This window comes from Desulfofundulus sp. JL263-se, from assembly GCF_056316025.1.
Window position 1 is genome coordinate 324372 of sequence record NZ_CM149993.1, and the last position, 17261, is coordinate 341632.

15 protein-coding genes and 2 pseudogenes are annotated in these 17261 nt (G+C 44.5%); 13 read left to right on the top strand and 4 right to left on the bottom strand.

What is annotated here, in order from left to right; genetic code table 11:
* Window positions 1-50: 50 nt before the first annotated feature.
* The 10 genes and pseudogenes from ACX4JR_RS01655 to ACX4JR_RS01700 form a co-directional block, all read left to right on the top strand.
* Window positions 51-212, top strand: coding sequence for a YvrJ family protein (locus ACX4JR_RS01655; protein WP_476059323.1), 162 nt, complete (start codon window positions 51-53; stop codon window positions 210-212).
* A complete protein-coding gene (locus tag ACX4JR_RS01660; protein ID WP_476059324.1) occupies window positions 209-748 on the top strand; it encodes an N-acetylmuramoyl-L-alanine amidase in 540 nt (179 codons plus the stop codon). Before ACX4JR_RS01655 ends, ACX4JR_RS01660 begins: the two co-directional genes overlap by 4 nt.
* A 50-nt stretch (window positions 749-798) precedes the next feature.
* Window positions 799-1278 (top strand): MerR family transcriptional regulator, encoded by a 480-nt coding sequence (locus ACX4JR_RS01665; protein WP_476059325.1) that lies wholly within the window; start codon window positions 799-801, stop codon window positions 1276-1278.
* Between the two features lie 180 nt (window positions 1279-1458).
* The gene (locus ACX4JR_RS01670) at window positions 1459-2301 is read left to right on the top strand and encodes a zinc metalloprotease HtpX (RefSeq protein ID WP_476059326.1); all 843 of its coding nucleotides are present in this window, start codon (window positions 1459-1461) and stop codon (window positions 2299-2301) included.
* 247 nt (window positions 2302-2548) lie between these two features.
* A complete protein-coding gene (locus ACX4JR_RS01675) occupies window positions 2549-4597 on the top strand; it encodes a (Fe-S)-binding protein (RefSeq protein ID WP_476059327.1) in 2049 nt (682 codons plus the stop codon).
* Between the two features lie 165 nt (window positions 4598-4762).
* Window positions 4763-5473 carry a YkgJ family cysteine cluster protein gene (locus ACX4JR_RS01680; RefSeq protein WP_476059328.1) on the top strand — a complete coding sequence of 237 codons (711 nt, stop codon included), beginning with the start codon at window positions 4763-4765 and terminating at the stop codon, window positions 5471-5473.
* Between the two features lie 176 nt (window positions 5474-5649).
* Entirely contained in the window at window positions 5650-6537 is an 888-nt protein-coding gene (locus ACX4JR_RS01685; protein WP_476059329.1) for an AAA family ATPase, read from the top strand.
* A 10-nt stretch (window positions 6538-6547) separates the two neighbouring features.
* Window positions 6548-7924 carry a vWA domain-containing protein gene (locus ACX4JR_RS01690; protein WP_476059330.1) on the top strand — a complete coding sequence of 459 codons (1377 nt, stop codon included), beginning with the start codon at window positions 6548-6550 and terminating at the stop codon, window positions 7922-7924.
* Window positions 7925-8005: pseudogene (locus ACX4JR_RS01695) on the top strand (DsrE/DsrF/DrsH-like family protein); the annotation flags it as partial.
* Between the two features lie 16 nt (window positions 8006-8021).
* Window positions 8022-8117 (top strand): annotated as a pseudogene (locus ACX4JR_RS01700) (type II toxin-antitoxin system prevent-host-death family antitoxin); the annotation flags it as partial.
* A gap of 407 nt (window positions 8118-8524) precedes the next feature.
* Here the strand turns inward: ACX4JR_RS01700 and ACX4JR_RS01705 are convergent.
* From ACX4JR_RS01705 to ACX4JR_RS01720, 4 genes are all read right to left on the bottom strand, one after another.
* Entirely contained in the window at window positions 8525-10216 is a 1692-nt protein-coding gene (locus ACX4JR_RS01705; RefSeq protein ID WP_476059331.1) for an aldehyde ferredoxin oxidoreductase C-terminal domain-containing protein, read from the bottom strand.
* Between the two features lie 31 nt (window positions 10217-10247).
* A complete protein-coding gene (locus tag ACX4JR_RS01710) occupies window positions 10248-11399 on the bottom strand; it encodes an iron-containing alcohol dehydrogenase (protein WP_476059332.1) in 1152 nt (383 codons plus the stop codon).
* Between the two features lie 70 nt (window positions 11400-11469).
* Window positions 11470-12867, bottom strand: coding sequence for a hypothetical protein (locus tag ACX4JR_RS01715; RefSeq protein ID WP_476059333.1), 1398 nt, complete (start codon window positions 12865-12867; stop codon window positions 11470-11472).
* Window positions 12868-13081: 214 nt separating this feature from the next.
* Window positions 13082-14875: a sigma-54 interaction domain-containing protein gene (locus tag ACX4JR_RS01720; protein ID WP_476059334.1), complete on the bottom strand. Its 1794-nt coding sequence runs from the start codon at window positions 14873-14875 to the stop codon at window positions 13082-13084.
* A 333-nt stretch (window positions 14876-15208) separates the two neighbouring features.
* On the opposite strand from ACX4JR_RS01720, the gene ACX4JR_RS01725 reads away from it, so the two are divergent.
* The 3 genes from ACX4JR_RS01725 to ACX4JR_RS01735 all read left to right on the top strand — a co-directional run bounded on the left by ACX4JR_RS01725 (window position 15209) and on the right by ACX4JR_RS01735 (window position 17171).
* The gene (locus ACX4JR_RS01725) at window positions 15209-15472 is read left to right on the top strand and encodes a hypothetical protein (RefSeq protein ID WP_476059335.1); all 264 of its coding nucleotides are present in this window, start codon (window positions 15209-15211) and stop codon (window positions 15470-15472) included.
* Between the two features lie 82 nt (window positions 15473-15554).
* Complete coding sequence (locus ACX4JR_RS01730; RefSeq protein WP_476059336.1) at window positions 15555-16166, top strand: metallophosphoesterase; 612 nt, start codon at window positions 15555-15557, stop codon at window positions 16164-16166.
* A gap of 18 nt (window positions 16167-16184) precedes the next feature.
* Window positions 16185-17171, top strand: coding sequence for a hypothetical protein (locus ACX4JR_RS01735; RefSeq protein ID WP_476059337.1), 987 nt, complete (start codon window positions 16185-16187; stop codon window positions 17169-17171).
* Window positions 17172-17261: the final 90 nt, after the last annotated feature.

Genomic DNA, 17261 nt, shown 5'->3' on the forward strand with positions numbered 1-17261 from the left:
GGGAGGGGGCAGCCCTCCCGGATTATTTACTAATTGGGGAGGGACATATTATGGAAGAAATACTGCAGGGAATTGCCAATGTGGGTTTCCCCATTGTGGTGGCGGTATACCTGCTGGTGCGTATTGAGGGTAAGCTGGAGGCCCTTTCGGCCAGTATTCATGAGCTGGCCCGGGCGGTGAGCGAGAAATGGGAGGCGGGGAGAATAGGATGACAAAGCGCACCTATATTATAGTGCATCATACCGGTGCCGGGGAAAAGGATGCCGCGCAGGTCAGGCGGTACCACTTATCCCTCGGGTGGAGGGACGTGGGATACAACTATATTATCGAGCGGAGCGGGCGGGTGGTGAAGGGACGTTCGCTGGATATATCCGGGGCCCACTGCCGGGCCGGGGAAATGAACCACCGGGGCATTGGCGTAGCCCTGATTGGCAATTTGGATCTCCACCCGCCCACCCGGCAGCAGGTGGAATCGCTACCGGCGTTGCTGAGGATGCTTATGGGGGCCCATGGAATTCCACCCCACCGGGTTTTGGGCCACCGGGAGGTTTGGGGTGCCGCCACTGTATGTCCGGGGCGGTTCGTAGACATGGCAGCGCTGCGTTTGAGATTGGGCGGTTCGGCCGGGCCGAAGCCTGCTTCTCCGGGGCTCTGGCGGGTGCAGGCCGGGGCTTTTAAAAGCCGGGAGGCGGCCGAGCGTCAGGTGCAAAAACTTCGCTCCCTGGGTATCGATGCCTTTGTGGTTTAAAAATTACAGTTAACAGTATCACGTATAACTGTACAAATTTCCGGCATATAGTGTATAATATTGAAGGGGTGGTTACCATTGGGGAAGTAAAATATAAGATAGGTGAAATTGCCAGGCTGGCGGGGGTGAGTAAAAGAACCATAGATTATTATACTAACTTGGGCCTGCTGAATCCCGTAAGGTCGGAAAATAATTACAGGTATTATACCGAGGAGTCCCTGGTCCGGCTAAAAATGATTGAAGGTATGAAAAAGAAAAGGTTTACTTTGGATGAAATCAAAAAACAATTGAATCTTTTAGATAATGTTAGCCCGCAGGAAATGGAAAAAGCAGCCGGTGAGGGGACTGTTAATGTTGATTTGCTGCGCAAACAAATTAAGCAGCTGGAAGAACAGCTGGTTCAGCTGCAGTCGGTGGCGGCAATTAATACAAAACAGGCCCTTCAATTGAAAAACAGGATTATGGCTCAAAGCATGGTGTTGATCCAGTCGCTGTTGATGTACATTAATGAAATAACTTCTGGTTTATAATTTCTTTAAGGTAATCTTTTTGGGGGAAATTTTCCAAGTTAAGTCCTACTTAATTAAAGATAATGTTTTCGTGGAAAAATTCCCCCAAATTTTGGGGGAAATTTTCCAAGTTAAGTCCTACTTAATTAAAGATAATGTTTTCGTGGAAAAATTCCCCTAAATTGCAAGGAGGTGCGACAAATGAATACCTTAAAAGCCTGGCTGTTAATGGGCGTGCTGACTGTTTTACTTGTGTTGATGGGCGATGCCATTTTCGGCCAGTCGGGGGCAATGTTATTTTTCCTTATAGCGCTGGGGATGAACTTTTTCGGGTACTTTTACAGCGATAAAATCGCCATTCAAATGACCCGCTCGTATCCCGTTTCCGAAGCAGAAGCGCCTGAGCTTTACGAAATAGTCAGGAGGCTGTCCGGGCGGGCCGGTATTCCCATGCCCAGGATCTACGTAACACCGTCGGCCCAGCCTAACGCTTTTGCCACGGGGCGCAACCCCTCCCACGCGGCAGTGGCGGTAACGGAGGGACTTATGCGGTTGTTAAATCGCTCCGAGGTAGAAGGTGTACTGGCCCATGAACTGGCGCACATAAAAAACAGGGATGTTCTGGTGGGCACTATGGCAGCTGCCCTGGCCGGCGCCATAACCATGATGGCCAACGCTTTTCAGTGGGCGGCCATATTTGGTATGGGCAGGAACGAAGATGAAGAGGGCGCCGGCATGTTAGGAGGCCTTGTTATGGCCTTTCTGGCTCCCATAGCAGCCATGATTGTCCAGCTGGCCATTTCCCGTTCCAGAGAATACCTGGCCGATGCCACCGGGGCCCGCATTGCCGGGACGCCGGACGGGCTGGCTAGCGCGCTGCTTAAACTGGAGTCGGCGGCGCACCACATCCCAATGGAGGCTAATCCCGCTACTTCCCATCTCTTTATCGTAAACCCCCTTTCGGGAGCTTCCCTGGCCAGGCTATTCAGCACTCACCCGCCCATTCAAGACAGGGTGGAAAGACTTCGCAGTATGAGGATATAGTGGGCTCGTAAGAGCTCTTATTTTTTTAGTTTAAATAAATAAAAATTTTTAAAAAAATTATAAATTTTGTCGTTTATCTGCTATTTAGGGTTTGGCCGGTACCAGTAGAATAACATCCAGGGCATAATCCAGTTTTGAGGGAATTTTCCCTAGCTAAGTTCTACTTATTAAAAGATAATGTTTTCGTGGGAAAATTCCCCCAAATTGCGGATAAATAATTTCAAAGAAATGGAAGGGAGAGGTTTCGGTGGTAAATGTTTTAGTTTTTCTGCTGGTACTGGCCGTTGCCCTGGCAGTATTCGGATACAGTTTAAACAAACGCATAGGATACTTGCGGCTGGGCCAGCCGGAAAACAGGTTGGATAACACCGGGGAAAGGATTAAAGGACTACTGGTTTATGTCTTCGGGCAAAAGAAATTGCTAAAGGAAAAATTTGGTATAGTTCACTTTATTATTTTTTGGGGTTTTATTGTAATATCCTTCGGAACCCTTCAGTTTATCGGAGAAGGATTGTCTAAAAGTTTCTTGCTGCCGGTTTTGGGGAGTAACCCGTATTTTTACCTGGTGAAGGACATTTTTGGAGTGCTGGTACTGGTGGCACTGGCGGCTGCCGCTTTCAGGCGTTATGTAATTCGCCCCGAAAGAATAGAGGCCAATTTTGATGCGGGAATTATTTATCTTTTCATTACCGGCCTTATTCTCACCGAGTTCCTGGCCAGCGGCATCAAAACCGCCTTAAATCCTTCACCCCACACCGCCCTGGCGCCTGTGTACAATGTTGTTGCCGGTTATGTAAGTAATTCGGGAGCGGCGTATTCTTCCCTGGTTTCCTGGTACGTTATTTTGTGGTGGGCGCATGTTATCTTATTGCTGGGATTTCTAGTTTACCTTCCCTTTTCCAAGCACATGCACCTCATGATTGCACCGTTTAACATCTTTTTCCGGAATCTTAAACCCCGGGGCGGTCAAATCAATCCCATGGACCTGGAAGATGAGGACCGGGAGGATTTCGGGGTGAGCCGCCTGGAGCTTTATACCTGGAAGCAACTTATGGATTCCTTTGCCTGCGCCGAGTGCGGCCGGTGTCAGGATAACTGCCCGGCCCATTTGAGCGGCAAGCCCCTTTCTCCCAAGCAAATGATACATAAGTTAAAAGATCATATCCTGGAAAAGGGGGAGGTTTTAATCCGCCTGGGCACCAGTTCCAGTGAAGAAGCCCTGGAAAAAGCCGAGGCGGCTTCCGATAAAACTGCCGTGGAAGTACTGAACAAAAGGCTGATCGGTGATGTAATATCGGAAGATGAAATTTGGTCCTGCACTACCTGTTATTCTTGCCAGGAACAGTGTCCGGTTCTCAATGAGCACGTCAATAAAATTATCGACCTGCGCCGCAGCCTGGTAATGGAAGAAAGCAACTTCCCCCAAGAGGCCCAGCTGGCCTGTCGTAACGTGGAAAAGAATTTCAATCCCTGGGGAATCGGCTGGAGCAACCGGGCAGATTGGGCTTCGGATTTGGGGGTCAAGATAATGGAAGAAGACAGCAGCGTGGATATTCTTTACTGGCCCGGCTGTGCCGGTGCTTTTGACGACCGCAGCAAAAAGGTGGCTGTATCCTTTGTAAAGATCCTGCAGGAGGCGGGGGTTAATTTCGGCATCCTGGGGACGGAAGAAAAGTGCTGCGGTGACTTCGCCCGCCGCATCGGCAATGAATACCTGTTCCAGATGGTGGCTGAAGAAAACATTGAAACCTTGAACGACTACGGTGTAAAGAAAATAGTTACCACCTGTCCCCACTGTTTCAATACCTTGAAGAACGAATATCCTGAATTTGGGGGCAGGTACGAAGTTATTCACCATACTCAGCTTATCGCCCAGCTAATTGACGAGGGTAAACTCAAATTCCGCCCGGACATGCCCGGCATGGATATTGTGTACCACGATTCCTGTTATCTTGGCCGGTATAACGGGGAATATGATGCCCCGAGAAAGATTTTGCGGTCCATTCCGGGCGTTAATTTATTGGAAATGGAGCGCAGCAGGGGCCGCAGTTTCTGCTGCGGGGCCGGCGGCGGCCGCATGTGGATGGAAGAACGCCTGGGTGCGCAGATTAACCAGATGCGTGTGGACCAGGCCCTTAAATCCAATCCGGAAGCAGTGGGATTAAACTGCCCCTTCTGCCTGACCATGATTGAAGACGGGCTCAAGGCCAGGGAGGTTAATGAAAGGGTGGCTGCGCTGGATGTGGCCGAAATTGTGGCCCGGGCCCTTGAATCATCCGGTGCTGCGGAACATTAAGATTCATTAAAGGTGAGGTTAAAGAGGGGATTACCTCGTTCGCTTTAGAGGCGTTATAAAAAGCCTTTCCAATGTTAAGATATTTTAAAGCTTTACTGCTAACGGCCGGGCCTTTATAATTATTTATGAACTGGCCTATTAAACATTGGAAAGGAATTGTTAGCTATGGAAAAAATCTATTCCAAAGAAGAAAAGTTTAAATTTTCTTGCCGCAGGGGGCTGGAATGTTTTAATTCCTGCTGCCGTAATGTAAACATTTTCCTGAGCCCCTATGACGTTCTGCGGATGAAAAACAAGCTGGGGATGAAATCGGGGGAATTTCTGGACCGCTATACCACCCGCCTGGATAAAGGGAACGTTCCCTTTGTGCTGCTTAAGATGAGGGAGGATGCCGACCTGGCCTGCCCTTTTGTTGCTCCTGAAGGCTGCAAGATTTATGACGTGCGTGCCTGGTCCTGCCGCTTGGCGCCCGTGGATCTTAGGGATAATGGCTATACCTTTATTTATGACAGCTCTTTCTGTCACGGACTCAACGAGGATAAAGAGTGGACGCTGGAGGAGTGGATGAAAGACCAGGGGCTGGATGTTTACGAGGAAAAGGAGAAGCTTTTCAAGAAGCTTCCTTCCTTCATAGCATTTACCGGTTTGAAGAACCTGGATAACCACATCAAAGAAATGATTTATATGGCTTGCTACGACCTGGACCGTTTCAGGAAGTTTATTTTTGAAACCAGGTTTTTGGAAGTTTTTTGGGTGAAGCCGGAAGAAGTGGAAAAAATCAAGCACGATGACGAAGCGCTGCTTCAGTTTGGCTTCCGCTGGCTGATGGAAGATTTCGATGTGGGGGAAACCCTGGAGCTAAAGGATGAGCTTTGAATTTTTCCACGAAATTATTACCTTTAACAAGCAGGACTTATCTTGGAAAATTTCCCCCAAAATTTGGGGGAATTTTTCCACGAAATTATTACCTTTAACAAGCAGGACTTATCTTGGAAAATTTCCCCCAAATAACCCCGAACTGTGTTCGGGGTTTTTCCTTAGGAGTGACCCGGATGTTCAAAAGTATAGACGATGTCTTAGAAAAATTCACCCAATGTGAATACATAGCCGACCGCCGGCTGGCAACTACCGTTTATCTGGCGGATAAACTGAACAAGCCCCTTCTGGTGGAGGGGCCCGCGGGAGTGGGCAAAACAGAGCTGGGCAAGGTACTGGCCAGGGTAACCGGCACCCTCCTGGTCAGGCTCCAGTGTTACGAGGGATTGGACGAGGCAAAGGCCCTGTACGAGTGGGATTACCAAAAGCAGCTTCTCTACATCCAGAGCTTTAAAACAGAAAGAAAAAATTCCTGGGAAGCACTCAAGCAGGACATTTATACAGAGGACTTCCTGCTGCCGAGACCAATATTGAAAGCCTTTATTGCCGGGGAAAGAGTTACCTTGTTGATTGACGAGATTGATAAGAGTGACGAGGAATTTGAGAGCTTCCTTTTAGAGGCCCTTTCTGAAAACCAGGTAACGATTCCGGAATACGGCACCGTCAGCGCCAATTACCAGCCTCTGGTGGTATTAACCAGCAACAACCGGAGGAGTTTAAGCGATGCGGTGAAAAGAAGGTGCCTGCATGTATATATAGATTACCCGGACTTTCACCGGGAAATGGAAATTGTAAAATTAAAGGTGCCGGGGATAAGCCAAAAACTCGGCGAGCAGGTGGTCAAATTCGTGCAGTCGGTGCGAAACATGCAGTTCGCCGGCAAAACCGGCCTTAAGAAACCTCCCAGCGTTTCCGAAACCATTGACTGGGCCAGGTCCCTGCTCCTGCTGCAGGTGGAAAATTTGGACCGGGAAGTTGTGTCGGCCACCATAAATGTATTGCTAAAGTACCATTCCGACGTTGAACAGGTGGAAAAAAGGCTGGCTTCCTTTTTATCCGGATAGGTGATCCCTTATGGTCGCTAGCATTATAAATTTTGTAAAACTCCTGAGAAAAGCCGGCCTCAAGGTTTCTCCCGCTGAAGTGCGGGACTGCCTGCAGGCCGTGGAAATAACGGGTTTTAGGCGGGAGGAGTTCAAGGAGGCCCTCAGGGCCACCCTGGTTAAGGAAGCCAAGGATATCAAGGTATTCGACAGGTTATTCCGTTTATATTTTACGGGTTATCCTTCCGCTGCCGGGGCGGCCGGCAGTGGGTTTACAGTTCTCTTGCCAAACAAGACTTCCACCCGTGACGGTAGGGGGCTGGGGAAGAGCGGCGCCGGCGGGCCGGCGCCGGATTTGTTGCAAATGCTGGCAAAAGGGGACGATGCTTCTCTGGCGGAGGCGGCGCGGGCTGCTGTGGAAACCCTGGGAGACTTGAAGATGGAAGACCTGGATTCCCTCCGGGACAAGGTTCGCCGGGTCCTGGTCGGCCTGGACTGGTACATGGTGCTTCACCACATGGAAAAAATGTACCGTGAAGGTCAGATTGACTGGCCCGCCTACCAAAAATGGCAACATAAACTTAGTATATTGCAAGAAGAAATTGAGGAAAGTATCAAAAAATTCGCAATCAGCAGGTACGGCCAGGTGGCCCTGGAAAGGATAGCCGAGTTGGAGAATATTAGCGAAAGGGATTTTATTGAGCTGGATTCCCGGGAGGCGGAACTAGTAAAACAACAAGTCTACCGGCTTGGAAGGCGCCTGGCCAGCAGAAAATCCCGCCGCTATAAGCCTGCCCCCGGAGGAAAGACAGACATAAAGCGGGTGGCCAGGAAGGCCATGGCCCGGGGCGGAATCCCGCTGGAGCTGGCCCGTAAAAGAAGAAGGATTGAGCGGCCCGTGCTGATTTTGATTTGCGATATTTCCAACTCGGTGGCGCCCTTCAGTACTTTTATGCTGCAGCTGGTATATGCGGCACAAAATTGTTTTACAGATATCCATTCCTTTGTTTTTGTGGACCATCTCAGTTACGTTACTCCCCTTTTCAGAAGGCTGGAGCCGGAAGATGCCCTGCTGGAAATGAAATACCTGGCCGGCGTTTCTGAAACGGGATACTCTCATTTTGGCCAGGCTTTCTTTGAATTTTGTGCCGGTTACCTTTTTCTGGTTACCGATAAGAGTACGGTAATTATCTTGGGGGATGCCAAAAATAACTGGCGGCCTTCCGGGGTTGATTATTTGCAAAAATTTGCCGCCAGGTGCAGAAAATTATACTGGCTCAATCCCCAGCCCCGGGAAGAATGGGATAAAGATGACAGCATTATAAGCACCTATGCCCCCTGGTGCACCGGAGTTTACGAGTGCCGCAATTTAAGGCAATTGGAAGAAGTAGTTAACATGATATTTTAAAAAGAAGAACTCATTGACGGGATCGAGGTCGGCGGAGTGGCTGCCTACCTGGGTGAGGCCGGACAGTCCAATGTGAACCTGAAAAACCAAACAGCCCGTAGTTATATTGCAGCGCTCAAAACCTGTTGCTTACATTATCGAGGCCAAGACTTATGAAGAAATTCAAAAGAAGCTGGAAAAAGCGGAGCAATGACAAAAAACCGAAGCGGCAAAAAAATCATTGCAGCGCCTTGCTAAATTACGCAGTGAAATGAAAAAGCAACCCGACTCCACCCTTCTTATACGGGAATTGAGGGAAGGAGACGCGCGAGGGGATGAGTGACTGTATTTGCCTTAACAGCAGTGTTCTGGTTAAAGTGCTTGTTTCAGCTGAAGAGTAACATTCTTGCGGTACAAACTTGCGGGGAGCCCATTCCATGTCGTTTTAATGTTGCCAGATGTGCTCGGGATATGGTTAAAAAGAATTTTCAAAGAGCTGCAGGATGCCAGCTGGAATACATGGTGGGTTTATAGAAGAAGTAAGAAAATAAAACTCAAAAACCCCTGGCAATAATGTAAATTTTTTACCAGGGGTTTTTAAAATATTTTATCCGCTGTTGTTTACCAGTGCACTAACTCCTTTAGTTTATTTTCTGGTACGTCAAATACAAGACCGTTATTAGGTAAACTTTCAGTTCGGAAAAAGAGTGGCAAATCATTTTGTCCCGCACCGATACCAGCTTTTTCATTAAATGCCACTTCAGTTTTCAAGACTTCACGGGCTTTTTCTTTTAGCACATCTTCAGTAATATCATAACCTTTAAAAGCTGAAGCAAGTGCCGCGAGGCTAGGTATAGTTTCAGGTACCGGACCGACAAAAATACAAAACCCTAATATATCGCAAACGGTAGAAAGTAGCTGTATATTTTTTGAAAGTTCTATCTGCCCTTCTGCCTTGTGACAATCTATATCACCTCTACCTGGTAGACAGTTTCCAGCGGTATGGTCTGCACCCATTGGTGAGGTAGCGTAAGTTACACCAGTACCTTTAAGTGATCTGGGATCGTATGCAGATATGCTCTGTCCTTTGACCACTGGTACCCGATCTACACCTAATACACGTGCCGTAATCTCTGCACCCTGTCCTAATACTTTACCTAATATACTGTCCTTGATTATTTGTTCGATACTTTCTTTCATTTTATTATAATCCCCGAATGGAATTAGACCTGCTTCCATAGAGATTGCTAGAGTTACTCCTACTTCCATAGTGTCTATGCCAAGGTCGTCACAAAGCCGGTCGAGTTTTGCAATACTATCCAAATCATTTAGCCCACAATTTGATCCTAAGAGTGCAATAGTTTCATATTCTAAGCCTGAGGTTACATATTTACCGTTCAAATCATGAAAAACATTTGAGCATTTTATAACACAGCCACGAGAGCAGGGATGGCCGGTGGTCCCTCCACGGTTATTACATAATTCATAAAGTTTTTCCCCACTTATTTCTAATGCCTTTTCATTTACGCCTGTCCTGAAATTTTTTGTTGGTAAGCCGCCATTTTCATTTATAACATTAACAAGTACTGCGGTTCCATACTTGGAAAGGGCTTTTTTGGATTGCTGCATGTTATAAGCAAATTCTTTAACCAATTTTTTGAATGTCTTTGTCTTAATTGCCGGAAGTATAGGTTGTGAGGGACGAGAAATAACAATTGCTTTTAAACCCTTACTACCCAGAACTGCGCCAATCCCACCACGACCTGCATGGCGGGAAGGCCTGCCCTCTAAGTCTGTTACCGCCACCGAAGCTAATGCTGCTTTACGTTCGCCTGCCGGGCCAATGGATATAATTGCATTGTCGGAACCGTATTCTTTTTTGAGTACATCCACGGTATCATAATTGCCCAATCCTGTAAGGCTAGGTTTTTCCTCTAAGCGAATGCCCTGATCATTAATTACTAATACTCTTAAAATATTATCTTTGGGTTTACCTTCAATGATCAAAGCTTTTATGGCATGACCAGCCAAATATTGACCAGCTAATCCCCCAACATTACTTTCTTTAATAGTGCCAGTAAGGGGACTTTTAGCTCCAAATGAGGTGCGTCCAGAGCACGGTGCGGCACTACCTGTTAGGAGTCCGGGAGCAATAACCACTTTGTTATCTGTTTCCAAGGGGTGAATTCGAGGATTAACTTCTTTGAAAAGTAGTTTAGAAGTAATACCTCTACCTCCAAACATATCATATTCAGAGGGAGTTTTTTCAAGATTTATTTGTAATCGGGACATGTCTATCCTGACAAGTTTCATTAAAAAGATCCTCCCGTAGATTATTTAAAAACTACATGGCGCGGAGGTATAATTCTTCTACATCTTTTTGGGTAGTTTGACGCGGATTTACTAAAATGTTACCGCTTTTCATTGCATCTGCAGCCATTTGTGGTATGGATTCTTTTGTTACACCTAATTTAGATAAACTTTCAGGGATACCAAGTTCGGCTGATAGCTGTCTTATTTCTTTAACCAGAATATCTGGAGTAAATCCCGTTACTACTTTTCCGTCTTTAATGAAATTAAAAATCTTTTTATACTTGCCCCGATCAGCTAAAGCATTATATTCCATAACAACAGGTAAAAGTACTGCATTGGCAATACCGTGAGGGATATCAAAAAATCCCCCTAGCGGGTGAGCCATGGCATGAACGTTTCCAAGCCTGGCCCAGGAAAAGGCTATACCAGCAAACATGCTACCCAGGAGCATGTTTGCTGCCGCTTCGACATTCGCCCTGTTGGCTACAAAGTTTCTAATATTATTACCTATAAGTTCCATAGCTTTTTCACTCATAGCATCTGAAAATGGTGAAGATGCTAAAGAAACATATGCTTCTATGGCATGGGTTAAAGCATCCAGGCTAGTGGAAGCTGCCACTAAAGATGGCAACGTGGCAAGTAGTTCAGGATCTAAGATAGCGTGTTTAGGTATTATTTCATAACTAAATATTGTTAGTTTATAGTTCTTGTTGCGGTCAGTAATTACAGCAAATGGTGTTACCTCACTACCGGTGCCTGCTGTGGTAGGAATTGCAATTACTGGTACTACAGGCCCCTTAACCTTGTGTGCACCTTCGTATTCCTGAATTTTTCCGCCATTGGTTACTAATACCGAAATGGCCTTGGCGGTATCAATTGGACTTCCGCCTCCTAAACATACAATAGCTTCGAGCCCGTTTTCTTTAAAAATTTTAGTTCCTTTTTCAACGGTGTCGGTGGAAGGGTTAGCTTCAATATCAAGAAATTTTACGTATTCAATTCCATCGTATAGTAGCAAATTTTCTACTTTTTGAACTAAACCAGCTTTTTCAATGTCATGGTCAGATGTAAGTAATACTTTTTTGATATTTTTCCCTTTTAGTTTTTTAACTAAATTTGAAAGACTTCCTGGTCCAAATGTTACTTTGCCGGGAACTTGAAACGAAAAAGGCTTTATGGCCATTACATACCACAACCTTTCAAATTGTTTCGATTTGTTTAAATGTTAAGCCAATTATTAACTAATTAGTTTGTTATAGTTTTACCCTTTGTAATTCTGCTATTTTCTGCCCAACACCAAACTTTTGAATTAGTAAATATAAAATAACTCCTGCAGCTAGTCCATAAGTGGGGCCTGCAATTGCCAAAATGGCTCCAGTGATACCACTGACGCCTCTTTCTTCATTGGTCGAAATCATTTCCATAGCGATATAAAAACATGCGAAACCTTGAACCATAATAGTAAGAGCAATCGCAATAGGTAGGCCCGGCTTAAAAATAGCAACTAAAGGTAAGAACATTACACAGATAAATTTCATGATATTGAAAGTTCCCGAACCTCCAAAAATGGAGTCCATTGCCTGGCGTCCCTGTTTGTAACGTTCTGCTACTGCTACTGTCATGGCTGCCCAAAGGGGTCCTGCAAGGGTAACGGTAGGTGCTAAAGTACCTTCAATAAGATTTCGTACACCACACAGAATATTAGTCCTATTGGGATTCATATCAATATATTCATCTTTTCTGTTTTCATTCGCTTTTTCAATAACCGTTTGTCCAATAACAAGATCACCAAATGCTATAATATAAGCAACTAAAGCCATTGGTAACGCGGCGATAAATGTTTTTAATGAAGGAAAACCAATACCAAATGCAGAGACTGTTTTGAAAACCTCGCCAAAGCGTGGGACAAAAAAGCCCCATTGGTCGATGACAGGTAATGGTATTTCCTTTACCAGGAAACCTACAATCATAGCCACGATTATTCCTGGTACCATACCATATTGGGCTACTATTGAAATAAAGGAACCACCTCTTTTTTTCATTTCTTTAAAACCTTTAGCGTATAATAAGAAAAATGCAATGAGCATTCCGATGGTTATAGAAATGGGGTACTGAGCAAATCCAACACCGCCCGCATCTGCAGGTTTGAATCCGTATTTTCCTGTTACGGCAGCTATACCTGCTCCTAATACAATTCCTGATTTAATTGAATTGGGCAAATTATCAATAATCTTTCTGGCTAAACCGGTAATGCCTAGTATTAGAAAAAGTATGCCTACTGTTATTTGTAGGGCGATTAAGGCCTCTATGCGCTCGATGCCCATAGTATATTTCGAAAGATAAGCTATTGTTAGTGGGATAGCTGGGGTAATCCATCCGGATATAATGGGGCAACCTAATAATTGATGTAAACAATAAGTAATTTCATGGAAAAGTACGATGGTAAGAGCAATTTCAAATGGAAAGTCAAACATATCCTGAAGAAATCGTGTAGCTGCTAAGCCTGTAACAAACATAAACACTGCTTGTATTAATTCAGGAAGTTCTACTCCGTAGTGAATAAATGGTAGTCTTAATTTAAAAATTCCCAATGGTATATAAGGCTGTTCGGCTCCGTCTTTACGTCGAGCAGAAGACAACATAATTGCCATATTTCAACATCCCCCTTTAAAAAATTATTTTTTAATACTTCACCTCCGTTCTTTTTGTTAATTTTGCAAAATATCTGCCAATAAATAATTTCTTTAATATTTCAAAATTTTAAAATTAAAAAAATATAACCTTGATTCCATATGGAATCAAGGTTATAAAAAATATTATTTCTTCAATATAATGTGCTGTTGATTCCATGTTAATTCTTTGATTCTAAACAGAATCAATTTTTTTCGTTGTCCAGAATTTATTCCATGAAATACCTAATCGTTTTGCTTTTTTTACTAAAGCTGATTGACTAATTTTAAGTGATGATGCAGCTTTTCTTGTTGTACCATATTTTTGTAATGCTTTTAAAATTAAAGTTTTTTCATAGTAATCAAGTGCTTCTTTGAGTGAATCGAATGGTTGATTATCGGTACGAATACCACCATTTTGTTTGAGGTGAACAGGTAAATCAGCTGGAACAATAACATCATCTGTAACAGTTACAACCATGCGTTCTACGAGGTTAACAAGTTCTCGAACATTACCAGGCCAATTATAGTCTAAAAGTATTTCAAGAGCTTGGGGCGAAAAACTTTTACCTGTATTATATTTTTTATTGAAGTGGTCCAAATAATGAACTATCAAAGCGAGGATATCTTCCTTGCGTTCTCGAAGTGGCGGGATAGTTATAGGAACGACATTTAATCTAAAAAGAAGATCTTTTCGAAACAATCCTTCATTTGCCATTTTTTCCAGGTCTTTATTTGTAGCTGAAATAATTCGGACGTCAATATTACGAACCTTAGTACCTCCAACTTTTATGAGTTCTCCTTCTTGAATAACTCGTAGCAATTTGCCCTGTAAATTTAGGGGAAGGTCGGCTATTTCATCCAAAAACAGAGTGCCGTTATGTGCAAGTTCGAATAAACCTACCTTACCACCTTTTTTTGTCCCCGTGAAAGCACCTTCCTCATAACCAAATAATTCAGATTCCAATAGATTTTCTGGGATTGCCCCGCAATTTATTTTTATATAATCGCCTTTTTTGGCACGAGGGCTGTAATCGTGAATTAACTGGGCAATAATTTCTTTTCCAACACCGGATTCACCAAGTATTAAGATTGTAGTATCCACCGAAGCTACTCTTTTAGCCATTTCCAAAACATTTTGCATTTCTTTGCTTTGGGCTATAATTTTGCAATAACCTTCATATTTCTTTTTTAATTCAGAAAGTTCTCGCTGATAACGTTCCTTAAGTTCGCGGGAGCACTCTAATTGTTTATGAAGATTGTATAATTCAGTCATGTCACGTACATTTGTAACAACTTTACTTATTTGTCCTTGGTCGTTTAAAATAGGGGTTCCAGTAACAAGAATTTCTTTTCCAGTACTAATGGTTTGTTTTATGGTTAATGCTTTTTTATGCTTAAGAATTTTAAATGTTATCGACTCACTTATTAATCCCTGATTTACAATGTCCTTGATATTTCGTCCTATAAGCTGTTCGAGTGGTAACCCGGTAATACGTTCATAAGCCTTATTAACCCTTAAAGTTTTACCAGTTGCATCAGTAACATAAATGCCGTCGTAGGAATTTTCAAAAATAGCGTTTAATTCAGCCGCCATTTCTCGTACAGTTTTTAATTCATGAGATACCTTTTCAAAATCAGATATATCTTGAAAAATGGAAACAGCCCCAACCAACTGATTATTAATTTTTATTGGGCTTTGATTGGCTAAAACTACAATATTCCCTAAGCGTAATTTCACTCCTGCTCTTGGTTTCCCTGTTTTTAAAATATTAGGTAATTGGCTTTCAGGTAAAATATCATTAATGGGATAACCCAATACGTTTTGTTCTTTTACTCCAAAAATTCTTTTTGCTGTTTTGTTGAATATAACGATTTTTTTAGATGTGTCGATCACAATTACTCCATTATAAATTGAATCAAATAATTCTGACAATAAAGATAAATCAAATAAAGATTCTAAATTTTTAAGTTTAGAGCCCTTCCCCATTCATACAAACCTCCTAATAAGCTTTAACAGCTGAATTACGTTGGCAAGGGGTTTACATATTGGGAAAAAATAATAGCTCTCTTGTATTATTTAGTTCAACACGGAAATTTACACACAAAAGTTGTACAACCATATAGAGAAAGAAGGCCTCATCACTAATCTCTTATAAGTGGAAAAAGAAAATTGGCGTCAAGAGATGAGATTTTAATCAATATTTTATAACATATTCAAGATTATTTTCTACAAATTGGTGAAAATATTTTGAACTTGTTGGAAAATGGTATTGGTTGTGGTAATATTTAGGAAAGAATTTAAGGCAAGAGAGGGAGGCATGTGCTGCAGATTAAGGTTTTCGTAACCAGGCCCCTGGGAACGGATTGCCGCAGGTTAATCTATTTGACCGGGGAAATTGCGTCCCTGTTCCCCGGTGATGTGGAAGTGGTAATTGATGAAAATACGGCCTCGGAAGTCGATGCGGAACAACCGAGGCCATATATACAAGTAGATGACTATATTATTGGAAAGAACGTAGAACCGGCTAAGCTGGAACAAATTATTATGGGAAAATTAAAAAATTGTCCTGGGAAAGGTGGTTGACCCGGCAGCTTATAGCCGTTATATTTATGGGGAAACTCTATTATTTGCGGGAGGTGAGGTCGTCCTGTCCGTATTTAACAACTTGAAATATATTTTTAACCGGCTGGCCGGGCGGTTTCACGTCCCGCCCGGGCTTATAAATTCCACGGAAAGTAAAATAGTACACATCAGTGATACGCCCACTACCCTGTATCCGGCCATTGAGTCCCTGCTATATACCCTGGAGCCGGATGTGGTAATTCATACCGGGGATCTGGCCGACGATATTAAGCTGGAACTGGATCCCCAAAATATAGCTGCCTATGACAGGGCTGTTGCCCCATTTATAGAAATGTTGGAGAGTTCACCTGCCGGGGAAATTTATGTCGTGCTGGGCAATCATGACGACCCTGAAGTTATTGGCGCGCACGTTAGGAGGACCCGCCTTGTGGCTGAAGGGGAAGTGCTTTCGGTAAAGGGCATGTCCCTGGGGCTTGCGCACGTGGTGGGCAGGCTGCCCGGGATTTCTGAATACAAGCTGTACGGGCATGATTTTTCCCCGGGAGGGCAGGGGGGGTCCCTATACTTAAACGGCTTAAAAAGTGTTAATGTCATACTCAGCCCCTCGGGGCGGGTGGAGAGGATTCCTTATCCCCCGGCAACTAATTATGACCGAAAGATGGGCAGCCTTTACGGCATTCCCGGGACGGTTTAACCGGGAGGGGTGGCATCAATGATTTTTGTTCGTACCGGCCCGCGCATGTTGTTTTTACGTACCGCAGAGGGGGAGCTATTAAAGGAAAAGCTCATGCAAACTTTGCAGGGAAAAATATTATCTTTTTCTTCTGCTGTGGAAATTTCCGGGGAAGCAAATACTATAGTTTTTATCACCCCTCCGGACAGGCAGGAGGATGGCATTGATAGCGGAGAGGTTATACTGCTCCCCGTGGGCTCTTCGGTTACCCTCACGCACCTGCTTAATGAAGGCCTGGGAAGAATAATATCCCGGGCAGACCTGGGCCCCGGCCTGCTGGTGCAGCGGCTCCCCCGGGGCGGGCAAAGGGTAATTGAAGCCATACGGGAATATTACGGGGCAAAGGGCCTTAAGCTGGTGGATGCCGTTGCCCGGGGCAAGGCCGGTGATACCGTAATTGTATTTACCGACCGGCCCCTCAATAGGCCCGTCCGGCTGGGGGAGGTCCTCGAGCCGGTCTTGCTGGTGAGACGCCAGGTGCCCGTAATGTACCGGGAACTCAGACAGGAGGCCGTTCGTTATTTTACCGAGGGGCTGGAAGGCGGGCAGTGGCACGAGGTTAGGATAAACATTTACGATGCCGGGGAAAAATACAAAATTCATTATAGAAGGCTGGTGCTGACCCTGGAGGACCTGGAAGCGGGGTTAATCCTGGGAGAGGTGTGGACCAGGGACCATGCCCTGGCCCTGTTTTCAGTGGTGGCCTATCAGGTAAGGCTGTTTACCACTTTGGAGCCGCTGGAACTGAAGCGGGTATTGCTTGGCCTGGAGTATGACGCCCGGGGCCAAAGGTTCGTGGATATGGACCTGTATTACCGGCGCAGAAAAGTAGAGAAGACCGAGGTTCTTAAAGGCCTGTCCGGGGACTTCCGCGGCGGCATGTATTTCCGGGAGCAGCTTTTCAGCCGGCTGTCCCCTGAAACCAGGGAAAAGATATTAAGATTGGAACAGCTGTTGACTGATTAATTTGGGAAATTTTCCAAGATAAGTTCTACTTATTAAAAGATAATGTTTTCGTGGGGAAATTCCCCCAAAATTCCATGGAAAAATTCCCCC

Coding starts and splice junctions, on each gene's coding strand:
- ACX4JR_RS01655 (WP_476059323.1), top strand. CDS start 51: ATGGAAGAAATACTGCAGGGAATTGCCAATGTGGGTTTCCCCATTGTG.
- ACX4JR_RS01680 (WP_476059328.1), top strand. CDS start 4,763: ATGGAAAAAATCTATTCCAAAGAAGAAAAGTTTAAATTTTCTTGCCGC.
- ACX4JR_RS01715 (WP_476059333.1), bottom strand. CDS start 12,867: ATGGCAATTATGTTGTCTTCTGCTCGACGTAAAGACGGAGCCGAACAG.
- ACX4JR_RS01660 (WP_476059324.1), top strand. CDS start 209: ATGACAAAGCGCACCTATATTATAGTGCATCATACCGGTGCCGGGGAA.
- ACX4JR_RS01685 (WP_476059329.1), top strand. CDS start 5,650: ATGTTCAAAAGTATAGACGATGTCTTAGAAAAATTCACCCAATGTGAA.
- ACX4JR_RS01720 (WP_476059334.1), bottom strand. CDS start 14,875: ATGGGGAAGGGCTCTAAACTTAAAAATTTAGAATCTTTATTTGATTTA.
- ACX4JR_RS01705 (WP_476059331.1), bottom strand. CDS start 10,216: ATGAAACTTGTCAGGATAGACATGTCCCGATTACAAATAAATCTTGAA.
- ACX4JR_RS01710 (WP_476059332.1), bottom strand. CDS start 11,399: ATGGCCATAAAGCCTTTTTCGTTTCAAGTTCCCGGCAAAGTAACATTT.
- ACX4JR_RS01670 (WP_476059326.1), top strand. CDS start 1,459: ATGAATACCTTAAAAGCCTGGCTGTTAATGGGCGTGCTGACTGTTTTA.
- ACX4JR_RS01690 (WP_476059330.1), top strand. CDS start 6,548: ATGGTCGCTAGCATTATAAATTTTGTAAAACTCCTGAGAAAAGCCGGC.
- ACX4JR_RS01735 (WP_476059337.1), top strand. CDS start 16,185: ATGATTTTTGTTCGTACCGGCCCGCGCATGTTGTTTTTACGTACCGCA.